This window comes from Enterococcus pingfangensis (assembly GCF_005405205.1).
Lineage (GTDB): Bacteria > Bacillota > Bacilli > Lactobacillales > Enterococcaceae > Enterococcus_A > Enterococcus_A pingfangensis.
Map to the genome: position 1 here is coordinate 234,331 of NZ_BJDP01000001.1, position 21,330 is coordinate 255,660.

The 21,330-nt window shown below is 40.1% G+C and carries 20 protein-coding genes and 1 pseudogene; 4 read left to right on the forward strand and 17 right to left on the reverse strand.

The window, feature by feature from the left end; translation table 11 throughout:
• Positions 1-11: 11 nt before the first annotated feature.
• The 10 genes and pseudogenes from FFM63_RS01040 to FFM63_RS01080 all read right to left on the reverse strand — a co-directional run bounded on the left by FFM63_RS01040 (position 12) and on the right by FFM63_RS01080 (position 10,442).
• A complete protein-coding gene (locus FFM63_RS01040; RefSeq protein WP_137608489.1) occupies positions 12-1,283 on the reverse strand; it encodes a solute carrier family 23 protein in 1,272 nt (423 codons plus the stop codon).
• 37 nt (positions 1,284-1,320) lie between these two features.
• Positions 1,321-1,857 carry a bifunctional pyr operon transcriptional regulator/uracil phosphoribosyltransferase PyrR gene (gene pyrR, locus FFM63_RS01045; protein WP_137608490.1) on the reverse strand — a complete coding sequence of 179 codons (537 nt, stop codon included), beginning with the start codon at positions 1,855-1,857 and terminating at the stop codon, positions 1,321-1,323.
• A 211-nt stretch (positions 1,858-2,068) separates the two neighbouring features.
• Positions 2,069-2,977 (reverse strand): RluA family pseudouridine synthase, encoded by a 909-nt coding sequence (locus tag FFM63_RS01050; RefSeq protein WP_246033267.1) that lies wholly within the window; start codon positions 2,975-2,977, stop codon positions 2,069-2,071.
• 12 nt (positions 2,978-2,989) lie between these two features.
• A pseudogene (gene lspA, locus FFM63_RS09855) lies at positions 2,990-3,430 on the reverse strand (signal peptidase II); the annotation flags it as partial.
• Positions 3,431-3,433: 3 nt separating this feature from the next.
• Positions 3,434-4,135: a CBS domain-containing protein gene (locus tag FFM63_RS01055; RefSeq protein WP_137608491.1), complete on the reverse strand. Its 702-nt coding sequence runs from the start codon at positions 4,133-4,135 to the stop codon at positions 3,434-3,436.
• Between the two features lie 196 nt (positions 4,136-4,331).
• Positions 4,332-5,471 (reverse strand): acetylornithine transaminase, encoded by a 1,140-nt coding sequence (gene argD / locus FFM63_RS01060; RefSeq protein WP_137608492.1) that lies wholly within the window; start codon positions 5,469-5,471, stop codon positions 4,332-4,334.
• On the reverse strand, positions 5,468-6,214 hold the full coding sequence (gene argB / locus FFM63_RS01065) for an acetylglutamate kinase (protein WP_137608493.1): 747 nt from the start codon (positions 6,212-6,214) through the stop codon (positions 5,468-5,470). Before argB ends, argD begins: the two co-directional genes overlap by 4 nt.
• A gap of 110 nt (positions 6,215-6,324) precedes the next feature.
• The gene (gene argJ / locus FFM63_RS01070) at positions 6,325-7,518 is read right to left on the reverse strand and encodes a bifunctional ornithine acetyltransferase/N-acetylglutamate synthase (RefSeq protein WP_137608494.1); all 1,194 of its coding nucleotides are present in this window, start codon (positions 7,516-7,518) and stop codon (positions 6,325-6,327) included.
• Between the two features lie 21 nt (positions 7,519-7,539).
• Positions 7,540-8,571, reverse strand: a complete 1,032-nt coding sequence (gene argC / locus FFM63_RS01075) for an N-acetyl-gamma-glutamyl-phosphate reductase (RefSeq protein ID WP_137608495.1) — start codon at positions 8,569-8,571, stop codon at positions 7,540-7,542.
• Positions 8,572-8,768: 197 nt separating this feature from the next.
• The gene (locus tag FFM63_RS01080; protein ID WP_137608496.1) at positions 8,769-10,442 is read right to left on the reverse strand and encodes a formate--tetrahydrofolate ligase; all 1,674 of its coding nucleotides are present in this window, start codon (positions 10,440-10,442) and stop codon (positions 8,769-8,771) included.
• A gap of 173 nt (positions 10,443-10,615) precedes the next feature.
• On the opposite strand from FFM63_RS01080, the gene FFM63_RS01085 reads away from it, so the two are divergent.
• Positions 10,616-10,816: a cold shock domain-containing protein gene (locus tag FFM63_RS01085; protein ID WP_137603134.1), complete on the forward strand. Its 201-nt coding sequence runs from the start codon at positions 10,616-10,618 to the stop codon at positions 10,814-10,816.
• Positions 10,817-10,825: 9 nt separating this feature from the next.
• Here the strand turns inward: FFM63_RS01085 and FFM63_RS01090 are convergent, their stop codons facing one another.
• A complete protein-coding gene (locus FFM63_RS01090) occupies positions 10,826-11,260 on the reverse strand; it encodes an EbsA family protein (protein WP_137608497.1) in 435 nt (144 codons plus the stop codon).
• Positions 11,261-11,292: 32 nt separating this feature from the next.
• Here FFM63_RS01090 and FFM63_RS01095 point away from each other — a divergent pair, with 32 nt between their 5' ends.
• Positions 11,293-11,679, forward strand: coding sequence for a ribonuclease HI family protein (locus FFM63_RS01095; protein WP_137608498.1), 387 nt, complete (start codon positions 11,293-11,295; stop codon positions 11,677-11,679).
• Here FFM63_RS01095 and cls read toward each other — a convergent pair.
• The 3 genes from cls to FFM63_RS01110 all read right to left on the reverse strand — a co-directional run bounded on the left by cls (position 11,674) and on the right by FFM63_RS01110 (position 17,317).
• A complete protein-coding gene (gene cls, locus FFM63_RS01100; protein ID WP_137608499.1) occupies positions 11,674-13,134 on the reverse strand; it encodes a cardiolipin synthase in 1,461 nt (486 codons plus the stop codon). The genes FFM63_RS01095 and cls overlap by 6 nt on opposite strands.
• Positions 13,135-13,363: 229 nt before the next feature.
• Positions 13,364-15,997 carry an alanine--tRNA ligase gene (gene alaS / locus FFM63_RS01105; RefSeq protein ID WP_137608500.1) on the reverse strand — a complete coding sequence of 878 codons (2,634 nt, stop codon included), beginning with the start codon at positions 15,995-15,997 and terminating at the stop codon, positions 13,364-13,366.
• 267 nt (positions 15,998-16,264) lie between these two features.
• Positions 16,265-17,317, reverse strand: a complete 1,053-nt coding sequence (locus FFM63_RS01110) for a DUF7278 family profilin-like fold-containing protein (RefSeq protein ID WP_137608501.1) — start codon at positions 17,315-17,317, stop codon at positions 16,265-16,267.
• Positions 17,318-17,387: 70 nt separating this feature from the next.
• Here FFM63_RS01110 and FFM63_RS01115 point away from each other — a divergent pair, with 70 nt between their 5' ends.
• A complete protein-coding gene (locus tag FFM63_RS01115) occupies positions 17,388-17,825 on the forward strand; it encodes a GNAT family N-acetyltransferase (RefSeq protein WP_137608502.1) in 438 nt (145 codons plus the stop codon).
• Between the two features lie 126 nt (positions 17,826-17,951).
• Here the strand turns inward: FFM63_RS01115 and FFM63_RS01120 are convergent, their stop codons facing one another.
• The gene (locus tag FFM63_RS01120) at positions 17,952-19,301 is read right to left on the reverse strand and encodes a DEAD/DEAH box helicase (RefSeq protein WP_137608503.1); all 1,350 of its coding nucleotides are present in this window, start codon (positions 19,299-19,301) and stop codon (positions 17,952-17,954) included.
• A 1-nt stretch (position 19,302) separates the two neighbouring features.
• Positions 19,303-20,451, reverse strand: a complete 1,149-nt coding sequence (locus tag FFM63_RS01125) for a VanZ family protein (RefSeq protein WP_137608504.1) — start codon at positions 20,449-20,451, stop codon at positions 19,303-19,305.
• 107 nt (positions 20,452-20,558) lie between these two features.
• On the opposite strand from FFM63_RS01125, the gene FFM63_RS01130 reads away from it, so the two are divergent.
• Entirely contained in the window at positions 20,559-20,873 is a 315-nt protein-coding gene (locus FFM63_RS01130) for a hypothetical protein (RefSeq protein WP_137608505.1), read from the forward strand.
• 12 nt (positions 20,874-20,885) lie between these two features.
• On the opposite strand, the gene FFM63_RS01135 is transcribed toward FFM63_RS01130, so the two are convergent.
• On the reverse strand, positions 20,886-21,233 hold the full coding sequence (locus tag FFM63_RS01135; protein WP_137608506.1) for a hypothetical protein: 348 nt from the start codon (positions 21,231-21,233) through the stop codon (positions 20,886-20,888).
• Positions 21,234-21,330: the final 97 nt, after the last annotated feature.

Sequence of the window (21,330 nt, forward strand, 5' to 3'; positions counted from 1 at the left end):
GCGAATGATGATTATTTTTCGCTGCGCGCCTTTTCCGGTAAGATAAGGTTCAAAATAATTCCTAGAACTGTGGCTAAAGCCATCGCAGACAATGTGAATGTTCCTGCTTCAAAAACTAAGCCGCCGATACCGATGACTAAGATGGTCGAAGCAATCAATAAATTTTTCTTGCGATCAAAATCGATCTTGTTTTCGATTAATATTTTCAAACCGCTGGCTGCGATGACACCAAACAAGATGAAGCTGATGCCTGAAATCACCGGTCCAGGGATACTTAAGATCAACGCGCTGAGTTTTCCGACAAACCCTAACAGTACTGCGAAGATCGCTGCACCACCGATAACAAAGACGCTGTGAACGCGTGTGATTGCAAGCACACCGATATTTTCACCATAACTTGTTACCGGAGGACCGCCAACGAAGCCGGCAACGATTTGTGCCAGGCCGTCACCCATCAGTGTGCGATCCAAGCCGGGATTTTCAAAGAAATTTCGTTTTGTCAGTTTATTTAATACCATCAAGTGGCCGATGTGTTCGGTCATTGTGACAAAAGCGATTGGTGCCATCGTTGTGATCGCATTGATATACAACTTAGGTTGATAGCTGACAAAAGGGACGTTGAATGCGGGCATTGCTAGCCACTTTGCTTCGATGATCGGCTGATAATCGATGATGCCGAAAATCATTGCTGTGATGTAACCGCCGATGATCCCCAATAAGATTGGAATCAGTCCTAAGAAGCCGGTGAAAAACATGTTGAAAAATACTGTTAAAGCTAACGTGATTAGAGCAACTATTACGTATTTGAAACTATATATCCCATTGTTATACATTGCGTTTTGAGCGGCGTTACTAGCTAAGCCTAAGCCGATGACCATTACAACCGGCCCTACAACGATCGGTGGTAAGATTTTATCTAGCCAACCAGAACCGATCTTTCGAATAATGAAGGAAACGATCAAGTAAACTATGCCACAAGTCAACGCGCCTTGCGCAATTGCGGGATATCCATCGCTCTTCATCAATAATTTCATAGCCGCGATAAAAGCAAAGCTACTGCCTAGATAAGCGGGAATCTTGCCTTTTGTTACGGTTAGGTAAACCAAGGTGCCTAACCCAGAACTTACAAGTGCGATACTCGGATTGATACCGACTAAGATTGGAACCAAAACAGTTGCGCCGAACATCGTAAACAAATGTTGGATACTTAAGCCAACCCAATGACCCGCACTTGGGCGGTCGTGGATATCTAAAACAACATCATCATTGTGAAACTCTTGCATGAAACTCCTTCTTTCTAGCTTCTATCTATTCCTTCGTTTAGTCTTCTTTTTGGATCATGATTCGGTCTTGTCCGTCGCTTTCTTCCATTTCAACGACGATCTCTTCAGTCAACGCCGTTGGGATGTTCTTGCCGACATAATCTGCGCGGATCGGCAACTCGCGATGGCCGCGATCGACTAGAACCGCTAATGAAATACGATTTGGACGGCCTAAGTCAATCACAGCATCTAATGCTGCACGAATCGTTCTGCCGGTGAACAAGACATCGTCGACTAAAATCACTTCTTTACCTTCGATTGAGAAAGGAATATCTGAAGAATGGATCTCTGGTTCTGCTTCTTGAATCTTCACGTCATCACGATACAAGGTGATGTCTAATTCTCCTACGGGTACTTCTTTGTGTTCCAATTGTTTTAAACGTTCAGCGATTCGCTGTGCGATAAAGATTCCGCGGGTTTTGATCCCAATCAAGACGATATCTTGCACGCCTTTATTTCGTTCAATGATCTCGTACGTTATCCGAGTCAGCGCTCGTTTCATCGTTACCTCATCTACAACTTCTTTTTTATACATCCTGTCTCCTCCTTATTTTTGCAATAAAAAAACTCCTACCCGTAATTAGGTAGGAGGAATGTTAGCAACTTCGTCAAAATGATAGTGTTCACCTAGGCGCACCTAGTCCAAACTACTATCGAATTCCTTCTTAGCCTCACGGGACTACTCTTAAAGGATCATATTCAGTTATTTATTACTACAGTTACTATACTATTCCTTAATTAAGAAATCAATCCTTTTCTGTTAACTGTTTTAAAGTTTTTTTGAAAATTTCTGGTAACGGTGCTTCAAAGACCATCATTTCACCGGTCGTCGGATGTTCAAAGCCTAGTAATTTGGCATGAAGAAATTGACCATTCCCTTTTAATGTCTTCTTTGGACCGTATAACGGATCGCCGGCTACCGGATAGCCGATGTATTGCATATGAACTCGGATTTGATGCGTACGGCCAGTCTCTAATTGTAATTCAATCAGCGTATAGCCTTCAAACCGTTTTAGCACTTCAAAATGGGTCACGGCAGATTTCCCATCTTCTGTGACTGCCTGCATCTTGCGATTGACTTTTGAACGACCAATCGGTGCTTCGATCCGGCCTTTTTCATGAGGGATCTCTCCATGGACTAATGCTACATATTTCCGTAAAGAAGTTTTATCTTTCAATTGTTTGGCTAATGCTTCATGAGCTTGATCATTTTTAGCTACCATCAATAAGCCAGAAGTGTCCTTATCAATTCGGTGTACGATCCCTGGACGAACAACGTCATTGATTGTCGATAAGTTTTTGATTTGATATAACAAACCGTTGACCAACGTTCCTTTGGGATGTCCTGCGGATGGATGAACGACCATTCCTTGAGGCTTATTGACTATTACTACATCGTCATCTTCATAGACGATTGTCAGATCAAGATTTTCCGGGATAAGGTCCAGTTCTTCCGGTTCAGGAATCTCAATTAGGATCTTATCTCCAGCGTGTACTTTATAATTTGCTTTGATGACTTTGCCATCGATCGAAACGTGCTGTTCCTTGATCCATTGTTGGAGTTGCGAACGCGAATGATCGGCTAAGCGGTCATTCAACACTTTGTCGATTCTGCCTGTTTCGTCTTTTATGATTACTTCAATTTGATTATCCATTTTTTTATCTCTCTCATCTAATAAAATATAAATAAATAGCATGATTACGCCAGCGACTAAAGCCATATCCGCAATATTGAAAATCGGAAAATTGACAAAATCTAACCGGAACATATCTACCACATAACCTAAGCGAAAACGATCAATGAAATTACCTAACGCTCCGGCTAAAAAGAAACTCAAGCCGATCGTCAGCCATTTGCTTTCATGCAAATGTTTAACTAAATAAAAAATCACTGCGATAACTGCCGCAATTGTAATTAAGATGAAAAAAGTCCGCTGACCTTCAAATAAACTGAATGCTCCGCCGGTATTGCGGATATGGGTCAATGATAACACATTCGGTATTATCTCTTGGCTATCGCCGAAATTGTATTCACTGACGATCCACCATTTGAACCACTGATCCAAACCGATGATCCCTGCACTTAAAACTAAATAAATAATTAACAATCCTTACTGCTCCTTTTCTTGACCATAAATATCACGCGGTCGAATAATCCCTAATAAATTGCCGTCAGATTTCCCGTCTTTAGTGATCAAGATTGCTTCTAACGTTCCTTCGATCTGAAACATTTTTTTTGCTTCAGAAACTTTTGTCGCAGCTGAAACAAATTTGAAATTCACTCGCTTACTATTTGCTAATAACAAATCTTCTGCCACCAGACCTTTGAGATTGATTGTCCCAGTTAGGCTGACTTGGGCAAAATAAAATCCGATCGTGCGCAAAGTGATCAATCCCATAAATTTTCCTGAATCATAAACTGGAAACTGTGAGAAATGCTTCTCCGTGATGATCTTCATGATTTTAACTAGCGGCAAGTTCCGCTCAAAACCAGTCACTTTTTTACCAAAACGTGGCAATACCCTTTCTGGCCGCAATAAATTTTCTTCGATTTTTTTGATTCGTTCAACTGCCCATTCATTGGGTTCGGCGATCACAAAATCATCCGCTACTTGATCGTGGACGATCGCATTGCGCAGTTGCGCTAATTGCAGCAGATCGTTTTCATTCCCGCCGATCGAATTGTCTCGCCGTTTTGACAATCGCCGGACCGCTTCGCTGAAACTCATATTTACCGGATTGCCTAATTGCCGCTTCATTTCTTTTTCGATTCGATTAAATGTACTTAAAAAGATATCTGCTCGTTCTCCCATTAGCCTGCTCCTTACATTTTTACTGTGATCCTTTCGCTATCTGCCAAAGGCTGCTGAGCGCTATTCATTCTTACAGTCACTTCACGTGATAACTTCAGTATAAGTGAAAAAAAGCGTGATGGAAAGCCCGAGACTTTAAAAAGGCCGCTGAGAACAGCTAATCACAAAAAAAGGCGCACCAAACTTGGCGCAACCTCTACTGGATCACTTGACGAATAATTTTTAATCCTTGCTCCAATTCTGCTTGACTGATTGTCAAAGGCGGTAGCAATCTTAAAACTTTTTTGCCCGCTTTGAGTGCTAATAATTGCTGGTTTTTTAAGCCTTGGATTACTGCTTCCAGCGTCTCAGGCGAATCAAGCTCCACGCCGACCATCAATCCTGCGCCACGAACCGCGCATACTTTATCTGACTGATCGATCAATAGTGACAACTCTTGTTTCAAAAAATCACCTTTAGCGGTCACCGCTGACAAAAAGGCTGGCTGGTTGATTTCAGTGATAACTGTTTCAGCGACTCTCATCGCTAAATTATTCCCACCAAAAGTCGTACCATGAGAACCCGGTCCAAAGGCTTCAGCTAATTCAGCTTTTCCCAGCATTGCACCGACCGGAATACCATTGGCCAATGCTTTAGCGGTCGTAATGATATCTGGCTCAACTTGATACGCTTCAAAGGCAAAAAATGTTCCTGTTCTCCCTACTCCGGTTTGGATCTCATCGATGATCAATAAACTATTATTTTCTTTGCACAATTTCTCCACGGCTTGCAGCCAGTTTTTTTCTGCAGGAATAATCCCGCCTTCACCTTGGATCACCTCCAACATCACTGCAGCGACATCATCAGTTAATTTTTCCTTCAAAGGTGCTAATTGATTATATGGCAAGTAGTCAAAACCCGCGACGATCGGATAAAACCCCGCTTGCAATGCCGGTTGACCCGTCGCACTTAAAGCCCCATAAGTGCGTCCGTGAAAAGATTGTTTGAAACTTAAGATTTTAGGACGTCCTGTCGCCTTTCTTGCTAATTTGATTGCTGCTTCATTAGCCTCAGTCCCGCTATTGCAGAAAAAAGTTAAATAATCTTTTCCCATCGTTAATTTCTGAGCGACTTGTTCTTGTAGCGTATTCGCATATAAATTGGAACTGTGCCAAATCTTATTTGTTTGCTCAGCTAAGGCCTGTAAAACATTAGGATTTTTATGTCCTAAATTATTTACGCCGATTCCGCTTGTAAAATCTAAATAGCGGGTCTGATTTTGATCATAGACATAACTGCCTGCGCCATCAACCAAATCGATGGTATCCCGCACATAATTTGGAAATAAATAACTCATACAAAGGTTTCCTCCTTTTTTAGTACCGTTCCAGAATACTCGATCCCATTAGTAATATGGATCTCTGAAACCCCATTTTCTAATGCACTGACAGCACTGGCCAGTTTTGGCAGCATGCCGCCTGTGATTACATGCTCAATTTTTAACTGCTCCACTTCAGTGATAGAAAGTTCTTTAAGCCATTCGCCAGCTTTTTTGACCCCAGGCACATCGGTTAATAAGTACAAGGCTTTAGCACTGAGCGCTTCAGCAATTTTACAAGCGGCAGCATCTGCGTTGATGTTTAACCATTGTCCCTTAGCTGTCATTCCTAAAGGCGCGATGATTGGAATATAGTTTTTATATAAAATATTTTCTATGGGAGCGGAATTGATTTTTGTGATTTTGCCGACATAGCCTTTCTTTTTATCGAGGACTTTTCCTTGGATCAATTTATCACAAGAAGCATTGAGTCCGATCGCTGCAAAGCCTTGCTGCTGGAATAATGCGGTGATCGCCGGCTGGACTTGACCGATCAAAACCATTTGAGTAATTTTCAGCGTCTGTTCAGTAGTGATTCGCAGTCCATCTTTTATCATAATCGGGATATTCAAACGTTCCATCATTTCGGTGATGTAATGACCGCCTCCGTGGACGATAATGACCTCATCTCCGTCTGAATGCCATTGTTTGATTTGCTCAAAAAATTTTTTCGTTAAATTATCACTGGCAATACCGCCGATCTTTACAACAATTTTTCCCATACTTACCGCTCCTAATTCAATGGCTTTATTTTGTAGTCAGAAAAAAATCTGAACTATTTCATTCTTGCTACACAGTTTTCTCAAACATTTACTCAACTGCCGTTTTCGACTTATGTATGATACAAGGCATTTACTTCAATGTATTTGTAGGTCAAATCGCACCCCCACGCTTTTCCACTTTGCGTTCCGATGTTCAGATCGACCGTGATACTGACTGTAGCTTTTTCCAGCGTCTTTTTCATAAGTTTTTCATCAAAAATTTGCGGCTGGCTCTGTTTTAATAATTGCTGGTCTCCGATCCACATATCGATCTTTTCTGGATCTGTTTGCGACCCGGCGTAACCTACCGCACAGATGATCCGTCCCCAATTGGGATCTTCCCCAAACATCGCCGTTTTTACTAAACTAGAGCCCACTACTTTTTTTGCCACTAAACGGGCTTCTAGCTCGCTGTGTGCTCCGGTTACTTGAGCTTCGATCAATTTTGTGGCGCCCTCGCCATCTTTTGCGATCATCTTCGCCAAAGTCTCGCTAACTAATTGAAACATTGCGACAAATTTTTCATATGCTTCGGTGTTTTCTTCAATCATCGGATTTTCAGCTAACCCGTTCGCGAGAACCAGTACCATGTCATTTGTAGACGTGTCTCCATCCACGGTGATCTGGTTGAATGTCGTCTCTGTCTTTTCACTCAGAATGGTTTGCAAAAGCTGTTCTGAGATATGAGCATCCGTCGTAATGAAGGCCAGCATCGTTGCCATATTGGGATGGATCATGCCAGAACCTTTTGCCACACCAGCCATCGTCACCAACTGACCATTGATTTTTTCCGTCACAACGATTTCCTTCGTGCTGGTGTCCGTCGTCAAAATCGCTTCATGAAATGCCCTTGGTACTGGTTTTTGTAGATTAATTTTATTAATCCCCTCTTCAATAATCGCCATTGGTAATTGCTTTCCAATTACTCCAGTTGAAGCAATCGCGATGTTTTCTTTTTCGACTGATAAATGAGCAGCTGCCAGCTCCTGCATCTTTTTTGCGTTTTCCATTCCAAGTTTTCCGGTACAAGCGTTTGCGACGCCTGAATTGACTACTACGGCTTGCAATTTTTGATCTTTTAGCGCGTCTTTTGTAACAAAGATCGGCGCTGCTTTTACTTGATTCGTCGTATAGACTGCCGCTGCATTAGCAGGAATTTCTGAATAGATAACACCTAGATCTTTTTTTACTTTTTTTAATCCTGCGTGTAAGCCAGTCGCATAAAAGCCTTTCGGACTGGCGATCGTTCCATCTATAATTTGCATATTCTTCACACTCCGATTTTTTTATGGATAAATGGGGACTAAGTCCAGACCCGTTTCTTCTGGCCAACCTGCAAAATGATTTAGATTCTGAACGGCTTGTCCGGCCGCTCCTTTAACTAAATTATCTAAGACAGTGACGACAGTGATGATTTTAGTCACTTCATTGTAGGCCACACCGATATCGCAAAAATTTGAACCGATGATTTGGCGCAATTCAGGATAAACGTCTCGGGCTTGAACACGGACAAAAGGTTTTTCTTGATAAAAAGCGTGATAGATCTCCCATAATTGTGACTGCGTTAGCTGCTCTTTACTTTTGGCATAAGCCGTAATAAAAATCCCGCGTGTTACAGGGATTAATGAAGTTGAAAATTGGATTGCAGAGATATTGCTGTTCCACGTTTGCAACTGTTGCATAATTTCGGGGATATGTTGATGGCTGTTCATCTTATAAAGCGTCATATTTTCATTACTAGTTACAAAATGAGTGCTATCTGATAATTTCTTTCCTGCTCCTGATAAACCGGATTTCGCATCTACGATTATCGAATCCTTTTCAATTATGTCTTGTTGAACTAAGGGAGCTAGTGACAATAAGGTTCCTGTCGCATAGCAGCCGGGATTAGCAATCAGTTTTGAGCTTGGCTCCGCATAAAAATCAGCTAGACCGTAATGAGCTTTTTGCAGATATTCACGTGGCGCACTTGAATTTTTATACCATTTCTCATATTGTCCTTTTGCTTTCAGACGGAAATCGCCTGAAAGATCAATAATAGGAAAATCGGCTTTGATAAACGCTTGGGCGACTTTTTTTGAAATACCTGAAGGTGTCGCTAAGAAAACCAAATCAGCTTGTTCCATGATAAGTTTTGGGTTGATTGATTCTAATGGAAGGTCTAACAACCGATTCAAGTGCGGCAAATAATCAGCGATACCCTCCTCTTTTTGAGCGTGACTATGAATGGAACAAATCTCCACATTAGGATGTCTTAAAAGAATACGGACCAGTTCAATCCCGCTGTATCCGGTTACTCCGATAATCGCGACCTTCATATTAACATCTCCTTGTATTTTAATTATATATAGATTAAAACTCTATCATTTTTAAAATTATACGAGTTGTTTTTATGCAAGTCAATGGTTTTTTATAAATTAATATGTGGATTTATGATAAAATATGCATAATTTTCACTTGTTCTATACAAAAAAAGATGTGACAAAAATCTCGTCACATCTTTTTTGCTTATTATTTAGAATAAACCGATTGCGTTTCCTTGTTCATCCACATTCATGTTCAATGCGGCTGGTTTTTTCGGCAGTCCAGGCATAGTCATTACATCACCTGTCAGTGCCACAACAAATCCGGCTCCGATTTTCGGAACAAATTCACGGATAGTCACATCAAAATCGATTGGCGCACCTAATTTGTTCGGATCATCTGATAGCGAATATTGTGTTTTCGCCATGCAGACCGGTAAACGATCCCAACCATATTTTTTAAACGAAGCTAATTGCTGCTGCGCTTTTTTACTATAGATCACTTCATTACCGCCATAGATTTCACGGACGATCGTTTCGATTTTCTCCGTTAGATCATCTTGCTCTCTACTGAAGATTGAGTGGAAGTTATTTTCTTCAGCCGCGATCACATCAACAACTGTTTTCGCTAGATCAATCCCACCATCGGGACCTTTTTCCCAAACACTGGCTAATTCGACTCTGACTTCTTCTTGTTGACAAAGTTCTTTTAACAGTAAGATCTCTTTGTCTGTATCGCTGATGAATTCGTTGATTGCCACAATCACCGGTAAACCATACTTGCGCATATTCCGAATATGTTTAGCTAAGTTGCCAAAACCAGCCTTTAAGGCATCCAGATTTTCTGCACTCAACTCTGTTTTCGCCACTCCGCCGTGCATTTTTAATGCACGAATCGTTGCAACGATTACGACGGCATCTGGGGATTTCCCTAAATTAGGGACTTTGATATCTAAGAACTTCTCTCCACCAAGATCTGCACCGAAACCAGCTTCAGTTACAGCGTAGTCACCACATTGCAAAGCAGCTCTTGTCGCCAAAATACTGTTGCAGCCATGAGCGATATTCGCAAACGGTCCGCCATGGACAAATGCCGGTGTCTGATAAATTGTTTGAACTAAATTGGGTTTAATCGCATCTTTCAGAACAAGTGCCAACGCACCTTCAATTTTCAAATCACCCACTGTAACGGGTTCACGCTCAAACGTATATGCTACAACGATATTAGCTAAACGATTTTTTAAATCTTCAATCCCAGTTGCTAGACACAAAATCGCCATGATTTCACTTGCAACAGTAATATCAAAACCATCCTCACGCGGAACGCCGTTAATTGGACCGCCTAAACCAACCGTGATGTGCCGAAGTTCACGATCATTCAAGTCGACCACGCGTTTCCAAATCACGCGACGTGCGTCGATATTTAATTCATTTCCTTGATGAATATGATTATCCAGCAAAGCTGATAACGCGTTATTAGCAGTCGTGATCGCATGCATGTCGCCGGTAAAATGCAGATTGACATCTTCCATCGGCAAGACTTGGGCATAGCCGCCGCCAGTCGCTCCGCCTTTCATCCCCATAACAGGCCCTAAGGAAGGTTCGCGTAAGGCGATGACAGTCTTTTTGCCGATTTTATTCAGCGCATCACCTAATCCAATCGTCACAGTTGATTTGCCTTCGCCTGCTGGTGTCGGATTAATCGAAGTCACCAGAATCAATTTCCCTTCTGGATTTTTTTTCATTCGTTCCAAAGCATCAAATTCGATTTTTGCTTTATATTTTCCATGTAATTCTAAATCATCAAAAGATAGATTGATTTTTTCAGCTACCTCTGTAATCGGTGCTAAAGCTGATGCTTGTGATATTTCAATATCCGTTTTCATAAAAACTCCCTTTCCCGAACGTTATTCAGAGAACTACGTTTTTTATTCGTTCATTTTTATTATAACGAATTTCCTAAAGAAAAACATCATCTAAAGGCTGCAATCTTATTGATTCGCATTTTTTGTTTCCATCACGTATAATAAAACCAGCAATTGCAAAGGGGTGTTGCGTTATGAATAGTGGCATTGTTAAATGGTTCGATGAGAAAAAAGGGTATGGCTTTATTACCTATGAAGAAAATCAAGAAGTATTTGTTCATTTCACCGCTATTGAAGAAGAAGGATTTAAGACTTTGGACCCTGGTGACGAAGTAGAATTTGTAATTGTAGAGGGTGCGCGCGGCATGCAAGCGGCTCATGTTAAAAAGAAATAAACGAAAAGATCAGTTACGGCTGATCTTTTCGTTTATTTCTTTCACCTGTATTTCCGGATAAAATGCAGTAAAATCTTTGATAAATGCGGCTTTTCTTTTCTTCGTCATCGCAAAATGAAACGATGTTCCGCTAAGACCTTTCCGTTGGATGATGATACCATCTTTGCAAAGGACTAAATAATCGATATGCTCTCGCAAGACGGTCTCACGTCGCCAAAGTCTGGAATACCGAACCTTTATCCCGGATTCTTCCAAAAACAAATAACGATGCAGTCCGACTAAGGCAAATACGATAAATATCCCAAGGAAAATATTTCCTTTTAAATAAGGATGTGTTTTTTCTAAAGTCAGAATCAGACCATAAAAAAGAATAATAAAAGTCACTGACCAATAAATAATACTAATGGATAACTCCGGTTGCCAAAAATAGCGTTTTCTTTGCATTTCCTATACCCCTATTCTAAAGGATGATTATTATGTTAAAAGTTTTCACTGATGCCGCAACAAATTTAGAAAAAAGCGGCGGCGGTATTCTGATTATTTCTAATAAGCAAAAACAACTAGCGATTTCATTACCCGAAAAAAATAACCACCAGGCGGAGCTGGCCGTGATCCTTTATGCGTTGAATTATTTGATCGATCACAACTTAAATAACCAGTCAATTTTGCTTTATTCCGATAGTAAAACTGCAATAAAAATTTTAGACCAAGGACAAACAAAAAACAAGCTCTTCTTGCCATATTTATCAGAGTTTAATGAATTGGCGCCTAAATTTCCTTTATTAGTCCTTCAATGGATCCCTGAGGCAAAAAATAAAGGGGCGGACAATTTAGCCCGCCAAGGATTGCGAAAAAAATTATAAAACCGGTGACAGCAGCCGTGAAAAATGCTGTTTGAATGTCAGCCAATGAGATTGCGCAGCGATCATTTCATCTGTTAACAAAATGCATTCTTTCATATCTTCCTCAAAAATTTTACGGAATAATTGCGCAACTTCCGGATCATAGATGAAACTGCTGACTTCAAAGTTTAGTTCGTAACTGCGGATATCTTGATTGGTTGACCCAAATGTCGCCAACTCATCATCCACCACGATCGTTTTAGCATGAAGAAAACCGTCGGCATAATGATAGATCTTGACTCCGCGCTGATGCAAGTAATTGGCATAATATTGCGTTGCTCGATAGATAAAAGGATGATCCGGCATATTAGGAATCATGATCCGAACATCGATCCCAGAACGAACCGCGATCAAGATAGCAGAAATCATCGTCTCATCTGGAACAAGGTAAGGACTCTGGATCCAAACACTTTTTTCAGCCGCTAAAATCAGCCGGACAAAGCCGTCTTTGATGATCTGTTCACTGGAATCTGGGCCATCCGCAACAATTTGCATTGGTACGCCTTTTTTGATTTGTTTTTGCGGCAAAACAAAATATTCCGGTAAATAACTCATTTTTTCAGACTTGTTTGTGACTGACGCATTCCAATCGCGAATAAAGATTTCTTGCAGCGTAAAACTTGCCGTTCCTTCAATTCTTCCGTGAGTATCCCGCCATCTGCCGAAACGATCAGATTCTCCAAGATACTGATCCCCAACATTGAAGCCCCCGGTCCAACTGATTGCACCATCGACTACAACAATTTTTCGGTGCAAATGATAATTCAAACGTGTTTTAGCTAAAATATTTCTGGAAGTAATAAATGGTGTCACTCGTCCGCCATTTTTAATCAACGTTTCAAAAAACTTTTTATTCGTTTTCGGTGCTCCCCAGGGATCATAGATCATTCGGACTTCGATTCCTTGTGTGGCTTTTTCCTCAAGGATACGCATAAAACGATTGCCGATGCGGTCATTAAAAAAAGCATAATATTCTACATGGATCGTCTTTTGTGCTTGGCGTAGATCGACAAACAAACGCTCAAATTTTTCTGTTCCATCCAAAAAAAATTCCAAGTCATTTCGAATCGCTAATGGGGATTCATCCAAATTTTTGAAATACTTCACTAACGATTGGACCGCTGGATACAATTGATCCGGTTCGTTATGATCCACGTGCTGATTGTCTTTTTGGATAATTTCATTGATTTCTTTTACCCGCTCAGCATCGCCTTGTTCAAAACGATACATCGTTTCTCCATCGATTCCGCGACCGCAAAAAGCATAGATCAAAAATCCGATCACTGGCAAAAAAATCAATGTTAACAGCCAAGCCCAAATCGTCGTGATATTCCGAGGTTTACGAAAAACGGTGACCATTGCACCCACAGCATTAATAACAAAGATCAAAAAAATAATCTGCTCAATAATTCCCAAATGATCCCCTCTTTTCTCAAAATAAGTGCTCATTAAGATTATACCTAAAGCATCCGAACATTAAAAGAAAACATGGCGCTAAAACAGTGTTTTCTCATTTCAAGTAAGCCACTAATGAGTTCGCTCCCAGAATTAAAATAATTGATTGGCTAATTAAAAAAGATTTTTTGCTAAATAGTTATTTGAAAAAAAGGTCGTGACGATTTTTGTCACAACCTCTCATTATAAATTATGCTAACCAGTTGGCTACTTCAGCTAATGCATCAGACAACCCTGCTGGATTTTTACCACCGGCTTGCGCCATATCTGGACGACCGCCGCCGCCGCCGCCAACTTTTGGCGCGATTGCTTTGATCAAGTCGCCAGCTTTCAATCCTTTTGTGTTCGCTGCTGGGCTCATTGCAGCTAAAAGATTTACTTTTTCACCTTGAACTGTTCCAAGAACTAAAACATCTGACAATTCTTTTTGTTTCCATTGATCAGCCAATTGACGCAACTGGTTCATGTCTTTAACGTTGACTTGAGCCGTGATTACCGTTGTACCGTTGATCTCTTTCACATCTTTAAAGACATCGCCAGCTTGCTGATTCGCTAATTTGGTTGCTAGTTGTTCGGTTTCTTTTTGCAGTTCACGAACTTGTTGTTGCAATTGTTCCGTCTTTGCGACAACTTCTTTGATCTGTGGTGATTTTACGATTTGTGCGATTTGCAATAATTGTTCTTCTTCTTCACGGAAAGCTTCATAAGCTTCTTTTCCGTTCAATGCTTCGATTCGGCGAACGCCTGCCCCAATACCTGATTCAGAAACAATTTTGAATAACCCGATATCCTCTGTATTAGCGACATGAGTCCCTCCACATAATTCGATCGACCAATCACCGATGTTTACTACACGCACGTCGTGACCATATTTTTCGCCAAACAATGCCATCGCACCCATATTTTTTGCTGTGTCGATATCTGTTTCGATCGTTACGACGGGGATTGCTTCCCAGATTTTTTGATTTACGATTCTTTCCATTTCTTTCAATTCAGCGGCTGTAACTTGACCAAAATGAGTGAAATCAAAACGTAAATGAGCATCTGTCACTAATGAGCCCGCTTGGTTCGCATGATCGCCTAAAACTTCTTTCAGTGCTTTGTGCAACACGTGTGTCGCAGTATGATTTTTGATTACTTTATTGTGGAAAGCTTGGTAGACTTGTAAAAAGTAGGTTGCGCCTTCCGTTAACCCTGCCAGTACCTCAACAGTATGCAAAGCTTGACCGTTTGGTGCTTTTTGGACATCTGTAACGTGTGCGACGATTTTGCCGGCTTGATCGACGATATCTCCCTTGTCAGCGATTTGGCCCCCCATTTCAGCATAGAAAGGGGTCTCCGCAAAAATCAATTGTGCCTGACCATCTGTTACACTGTCTACGATCGCGTTGTCTTGTAAAATGACTAATAGTTCGCTCTCACTTTCCAAATGATCGTAGCCAACAAATTTGCTGTTAACCTTGATATCGCCTAAAAGTGCTGTTTGAACGCCCATTGATTTTTCAGTTGTCCGAGCGGCACGAGCACGTTCTTTTTGCGCCTGCATCTCTACTTCAAAACCTTCATGATCGACTTTCAAGCCTTCATCTTCTGCGACTTCTTCAGTCAGCTCTACCGGGAAACCGAATGTATCATAAAGCTTGAAGATCGTTTTTCCATCCAAAATCGTTTCATTTTTTGCTTTCAATTCGACTAGCACATTGTTTAACATGCTCAAGCCGTCATTGATTGTTTCATGGAAACGTTCTTCTTCCGTCCGCACAACTTTTTCAATGAATGCTTCTTGTTGTTTCACTTCAGGATAGTAACTTACCATGATCTCGCCAACGACTGGAATCAATTTATATAAAAAGGCTTGATCAATTCCTAGTTTCTTCCCATGCATCACAGCACGGCGTAATAGACGACGTAATACATAGCCGCGCCCTTCGTTTGACGGCAACGCACCATCACCGATTGCAAAAGCTAATGAACGAATATGGTCAGCAATAACTTTGAAAGAGATGTCTAATTGCTTGTCTACACCATATTTCTTGCCGCTTAATTCTTCTACTTTTCCAATGATTGGTAAAAACAGATCGGTTTCAAAGTTGGTCGGTGCATCTTGGATGATCGACACCATCCGTTCAAGTCCCATCCCGGTATCAATGTTTTGATGCGGTAATGGTTCATACGTATTTTGAGGCGTATGGTTAAATTCAGAAAATACAAGATTCCAAATTTCTAAATAGCGTTCATTTTCTCCGCCAGGATAATTTTCAGGATCGTCTTCAGCTAAATCATTGAAAGATTCGCCGCGATCATAAAAGATTTCTGAATCCGGACCACTTGGACCCGCGCCGAGATCCCAAAAATTATCTTCAATCTCAACTACGTGATTTGCGGGGATCCCCACTTCTTCTAACCAAATACGTTTTGCTTCTTTGTCTTCTGGATAAACCGTTACATACAATTTATCTGGATCAAAGCCGATCCAATCAGGCGAGGTCAAGAATTCCCATGCCCATGTGATTGCTTCAACTTTAAAATAATCTCCGATTGAAAAATTGCCTAACATTTCAAACATCGTGTGATGACGAGCTGTTTTCCCGACATTTTCGATATCATTCGTTCGAATAGATTTTTGGGCATTTGCGATCCGTGGATTTTCCGGTACAACACTGCCGTCAAAATATTTTTTCATTGTTGCGACCCCTGAATTAATCCAAAGTAATGTTGGATCATTGACAGGAACTAATGAGGCACTTGGCTCAATCATGTGTTCTTTCGTTTTAAAAAAATCTAGAAACATTTGGCGCACTTCAGCGCTTGATAATTTTTTCATGTATTTTCCTCTTTTCTCAAAAAATAAAAACTACCACTGCAGTCAAGGACGAAAACTCGCGGTACCACCTTGATTGCAATGATAGTTTGATCATTACCTCTTCAGCTCGTTAACGCTGAGCAGCGTTGATTTTTCAATCAAAAAATAGTGGGAGCAATTTATTTTTCGCAACATGCAACTTTCAGCAAAACGTGCACTTTCTGTAGAAACGTAAAAAATAAACCATATCCTTTTAAGAGTATAGAAAAAAGTCGCTCAAAAGTCAAACTAGATTTTGATCAAGATTGCTTTACGGTATAAAAACTCGCTTGGCGCTAAAACCGTTTCGTGCTGCATCGTAATGTTATTGCTGTAATAGCTTGATAGTGGCAGAAAATCAACGATTGGAATACCGACAGTGTATTTTTGGTTGGTCAATTTCAAAACTCCCGGATCTTCCGTGATCTCAAAGCGTTCCATCGAGGTATCGAAAAACAGACCAAACATATTTGCTTGTTCAATCAGTTTTTTTACGTTCTTGCCGCGGTAAGGATCTGTAATATTCAAATCATTGCCCCAACGGAATAAACGACGGCTGCCAGCGCCATTAACATATTCCCACTGATCTTCGGTCAACAAATCAAAGTTTTTCTTCCGAATTTTTTTTCGTAAACTGCTGTAAGTATGTTTTTCATGGCTAAAGACATAATAATTGTCTGAATGCGGAGCCATTTCAATATACCAACGGTCTTCTTTCAATATATTTTTTGGAAATGACCACGTCATGCTTTCTTCTGGTGTTAAATTCGGTGATAAGACGGCTTTGATCTCTTCTTCGTACGTCGAGAATTGATCTGCCTCACCTGAAAAACTGCCGGTTACCGCATTATAAACGCCTAAATAGTTTGTCCCTGCCGGTAATGCATGCCGCTGAACAAACATCGGCGGGATTTGAACTTTGCGCAAACTAGTCGTTTGATCATTGATCATTTCACCTAATGATTCCACGTCGAAAAAATTATATTGTCCGCGCAGCTCTTGCGGAATAGTAATTTCTTGCGCATTTGGTGCTGTTTCTAATAATGACAGTCCTTTCGTTCCCAAATTCCAACCCAAAATCGCATCTTTGTTTCCAGGGATAAAGATAAATTCTTCATCATCGATCATTAATTGAAAGGTTTGGCATTTGATACCGTATAAATGAAAATCTTTCAATTCAATGTCTGAAATCTTCATTAATGGATTGACAAAATGAAGCAATAGCTGGCTCAATAACGTGCGCTTCTCTCTTGGATTCAACCGTTTCCAATAGGACCAGTCTAATTGATCTAATAAGTTCATAAATCTTTCTGCCTCCTTCGACATTCATATGCTAAAATTATACCATTACCCTATGGAAATGAGGAAAAAGATGAAGGAATATTTTGGTGCTTCGCCTAAATTGCAAGCGGCGGCCTTTTACTTGCGTTATAAAATCTTTGTTTTGGAACAAAATATCTTGCCCGAATTGGAATTTGATATGCTGGACACAGCTAAGCGGCAGTATGTAGTTTTTTTTGAAGAGAACCTCCCTATTGCAACAGTTCGTTATCAAAAGATTGATGAACGAACCCTCAATCCAGATCGACTATGTGTCCATCCTGATTTCCGCAAACAAGGATTTGGGAAAAAATTGTTGGCTCAAATTGAAGAGCGAGCTAAAAAAGAAGGCTGTCATACCTCGATTCTTTCGGCTGAGCTCCAAGCGCAAAGATTTTATGAAAAATTAGACTATCGCGTGAGCTCCGCTCCGTTTGAAGAAGACGGGATCATTTGTGTCAAAATGAAAAAAGACCTTATAGCTGAGTAACCGCGCTATAAGGCTTTTTTATAATAATTTTCTCGTACACGTGCTGACCACAGCTGATAATGACTGCCGATTCCGAAAATACAGCGATCGGATCAAAAAACAATGATCGAACTTTGAAAAACTATTCTATGAATTTGAACTTTTTTTATTTTTACGAACACTGCGTTCTGCTTGTCGACGTGTTTGACGACGTTTTTGTTTATTTGATTCTGAGATTGCCCGGTCGATTTTCTTTTTGTAACCCGGTTTGATTTTTTTCTTCGATTTTTTTACAAGACCAATCAATGTCGGATCTAATTCATCCTTTGATTTCTCCCGTTTTTTACGACGATTACGGTCATAAGTATCACTGATTTCGCCATTTTTGATTTCTTTCGGCTGGAAATGAATGCCTAAATTTTCAATTAAGCTGATATCATTTTCATCACTTGGGCTGTATAGCGTAATCGCTGTTCCTGACAAGCCATTTCGTCCCGTTCTTCCGACCCGATGAATGAAGAAATCTAAATCTTGTGGAACTTCCGCATTAATAACGTGAGAAACGCCTTCGATATCGATTCCTCGTGCAGCCAAATCAGTCGCAACTACATATTGGAACTCTAAATTTTGAACTTGGCGCATCACGCGCTTACGTTCCCGCGGAGAAATGTCGCCATGGATCTTAGCAACTTTCAATCCTTGTGCTTTTAAATAGTTGCTGATTTCATCGACGTGTTGTTTCGTATTGGCAAACACGATTGCTAAATAAGGTTGACCCAGTGTTAACAATTGATAGATCAGACGATTTTTATCTTGTCCTTTTGTTGAGATCAACCAATTTTCGATTGTATCAGAAATGACTGCTTTTGATTTGATCTCTTCAATCACAGGATTTTCCATATATTTCAATAGGAAAGGTCGTAATTTTTCTGGAATCGTTGCAGAAAAGACCAGCATCTGCAAATGCTTCGGCAAACGACTCGCGATTTGATCGACTTCAGTCAAAAAGCCCATGTCTAATGTCATATCGGCTTCATCGACAACAAAATACTGTGCTGTATGAACTTTTAGCGCTTGTTCGTTCATCAAATCTAAAATCCGCCCGGGTGTTCCGATGACAACATGAGGTTGGTGCGTGGTCAATTTATCTACTTGGCGTTGTTTATCTGTTCCGCCGACAAAGTTGGTCACTCGAATCTCGACTGGTGAAAATTTGGCGATCTGGATCGCTGCTTGATAGATTTGGCTTGATAATTCACGACTTGGTGCTGTGATAACTATTTGTACCTCGTCTTTAGTTGGATCGATCTTATTCATCAATGGGAATAAGAATGTGTGTGTTTTGCCTGATCCCGTTTGTGATTGACCGACAACATTTCTTCCTTTTTTGATCAATGGGATTAATTTTTCTTGAACCGCTGTCGGCTCAGTAAACCCTTTATCCTTGATAGCTTCAAGAATAAATGGCTGAAAATTGAATGATTCAAAATTTCGCATATTATACCTCTTTCTTTAACGTGCTAATCGTATATGTGTGACTTGCTCTATCATGGAATAGGCGGCTTTTTCTTCTTATGAGAGCATACAATAAGTTGAATAGAAATAAAAGCAAAATTCCTAAACTAACAAAACCAAATGTAACATATGCAATAAAAATCGTGTGATTTGTCGTTGTTAAGTGGGTCATTGTGAACTGGAAAATTTGAAGCAGACCGTAAAGCAATAAATAAAATGCGCTATACCGTTTCACCAAACTGCTAAAACGTAGATGCTGACGATTTTTTTCGACAACTTTGATTCGGACGATCTTCTTCCCAATCGTCTGACCATTCCAAAAATACATGCAGACCATAAAATAAAACATGATCTCTATAGTAAAACTAACAATTGGATAACTGACCAATATTCGCAAACTTGCGGGTAAAAATCCAGCAAACATACTTAGAAGCGTACTGAAAAAACCAAGTACGACCCAATCGATCGCCATCGCGACGAATCGCCGCAAAAGTGTGACTTGTTGGCCTTTCGCTAGTGATTCTGAATCTAATTCGTTTCTAGTAGGCAAGAAAAAAGTAAACAACGGCGCACAGATAAAGCCGATCATCCCACCTACTGTATTGTTCAGCAAATCATTTACATCAAACAGTCGATAAGAACGAGGATAAATAAAATACAGTCCGCTCAACTGAGTCAGTTCAAAAAATAAGGACAAACAAAGACTGACTAAAATCGTCTTAGTAAAAGAAAGTCTAAAATAATATCGGCAATATACCCCGAATGGAAAAAGCAGAAAAATATTAAAGACTGGTTCCAAAAAGACACTTTGTTTCATTGCCGGTAAATAAGTACGCGGATCACTTAACTGGAGTACCGTTTGATCCATAAATTGCTGCCACGATCGAAACAATTCGAGTTCATAACGCGAGCCAGTTAACTGGGCGACTTCAGAAATAGTAGGCAATGGTAAAATGACTAAATAATAGGCACACAATAAATAGAAGACAAATGAATAGAAAATGACGCTTCGCAACTTTCCTAATTGGCCATATTTGCGGTAATAATAGATCAAAAACGGTGCAGTGATCACTAATGCTAATAATGGGAAAGTAAGTACTGCTGCTTTGATTGGAAAAATATAACTACTCATAAAGCTCCCTCGTTTTGTTTTTTTTGCTGATTGCTTGCTAATCAGCAAGGCTTTTTTCTGTCTTGTGGTAAAATAGACATGACTATTTCCTAAGGAGGTAACAGTACATGCTAAATCCACTTTTCGCTTTTGGCGTTCCAGCGGCTTTGATGGTCGCTTATCTGATTTTTTATTTTGCTAAGAAAATGAAGAATAGTGATTATCGACGGTTTGCTTTGACGTTGATTGCAGTTTTTTTAACGACTTTTAGTTATCAAGTTTACAATTATAGCCGAACCGTCATCGCCTTTACATCCACAGAGAGTTTTCAAAAAAACTTTGGCTACAGTCAAGGTCGTTTAATCGTCCCATTCATATTAGGCGCCATTTTGACTGTGATCAATCTCTACTATCTTTTCCGTCAATTCAGAAAAAAAGAATAACAGGATATCCTGTTATTCTTCTAAATCAAAGAATTTGATTTCCACATTATTTAACAATTTCAAAGTGTTTAAATCTAAATTGATCCACTCTTTTGAGATTGGTTGATAATAATTATTCTCAAACGACATTTCAATTTCATTCAACAGTTGTTCTGGTGTCCCAAAAAAGCTTTGCCGTTCTTCAAGCAAGACGTTGATCAGTGCTAGATTCTCTATTAAGAAATGATCTTCTTCATATTTATATATGATAACTTGATAAGTCTTGTTTGCCAGTTGACAACGGATAGCAAACAATCCCTCAGACAAGTTGGGCATCTTTTCTAAAACTTCTTCAGGACTCAATATTTCGCGATGTAGCATCAGAGTTCCTCCTAACCAAGAACATTATAGGAGAAAAGTAGGTTCACTGGAAATAATACGCCTTGTCTCAGAGATTTTTTTACTTTTAACTTATAAT

What these genes read in the sequence shown, in the direction of transcription:
- FFM63_RS01095 (WP_137608498.1), top strand. Translation starts at nt 11,293, where the DNA reads ATGTTAAAAGTTTTCACTGATGCCGCAACAAATTTAGAAAAAAGCGGC.
- alaS (WP_137608500.1), bottom strand. Translation starts at nt 15,997, where the DNA reads ATGAAAAAATTATCAAGCGCTGAAGTGCGCCAAATGTTTCTAGATTTT.
- FFM63_RS01050 (WP_246033267.1), bottom strand. Translation starts at nt 2,977, where the DNA reads ATGGATAATCAAATTGAAGTAATCATAAAAGACGAAACAGGCAGAATC.
- FFM63_RS01090 (WP_137608497.1), bottom strand. Translation starts at nt 11,260, where the DNA reads ATGCAAAGAAAACGCTATTTTTGGCAACCGGAGTTATCCATTAGTATT.
- argJ (WP_137608494.1), bottom strand. Translation starts at nt 7,518, where the DNA reads ATGCAAATTATAGATGGAACGATCGCCAGTCCGAAAGGCTTTTATGCG.
- FFM63_RS01120 (WP_137608503.1), bottom strand. Translation starts at nt 19,301, where the DNA reads ATGCGAAATTTTGAATCATTCAATTTTCAGCCATTTATTCTTGAAGCT.
- FFM63_RS01080 (WP_137608496.1), bottom strand. Translation starts at nt 10,442, where the DNA reads ATGAAAACGGATATTGAAATATCACAAGCATCAGCTTTAGCACCGATT.
- FFM63_RS01125 (WP_137608504.1), bottom strand. Translation starts at nt 20,451, where the DNA reads ATGAGTAGTTATATTTTTCCAATCAAAGCAGCAGTACTTACTTTCCCA.
- FFM63_RS01110 (WP_137608501.1), bottom strand. Translation starts at nt 17,317, where the DNA reads ATGAACTTATTAGATCAATTAGACTGGTCCTATTGGAAACGGTTGAAT.
- FFM63_RS01115 (WP_137608502.1), top strand. Translation starts at nt 17,388, where the DNA reads ATGAAGGAATATTTTGGTGCTTCGCCTAAATTGCAAGCGGCGGCCTTT.
- FFM63_RS01135 (WP_137608506.1), bottom strand. Translation starts at nt 21,233, where the DNA reads ATGCTACATCGCGAAATATTGAGTCCTGAAGAAGTTTTAGAAAAGATG.
- pyrR (WP_137608490.1), bottom strand. Translation starts at nt 1,857, where the DNA reads ATGTATAAAAAAGAAGTTGTAGATGAGGTAACGATGAAACGAGCGCTG.
- FFM63_RS01055 (WP_137608491.1), bottom strand. Translation starts at nt 4,135, where the DNA reads ATGGGAGAACGAGCAGATATCTTTTTAAGTACATTTAATCGAATCGAA.
- FFM63_RS01085 (WP_137603134.1), top strand. Translation starts at nt 10,616, where the DNA reads ATGAATAGTGGCATTGTTAAATGGTTCGATGAGAAAAAAGGGTATGGC.
- FFM63_RS01040 (WP_137608489.1), bottom strand. Translation starts at nt 1,283, where the DNA reads ATGCAAGAGTTTCACAATGATGATGTTGTTTTAGATATCCACGACCGC.
- argD (WP_137608492.1), bottom strand. Translation starts at nt 5,471, where the DNA reads ATGAGTTATTTATTTCCAAATTATGTGCGGGATACCATCGATTTGGTT.
- argC (WP_137608495.1), bottom strand. Translation starts at nt 8,571, where the DNA reads ATGAAGGTCGCGATTATCGGAGTAACCGGATACAGCGGGATTGAACTG.
- FFM63_RS01130 (WP_137608505.1), top strand. Translation starts at nt 20,559, where the DNA reads ATGCTAAATCCACTTTTCGCTTTTGGCGTTCCAGCGGCTTTGATGGTC.
- argB (WP_137608493.1), bottom strand. Translation starts at nt 6,214, where the DNA reads ATGGGAAAAATTGTTGTAAAGATCGGCGGTATTGCCAGTGATAATTTA.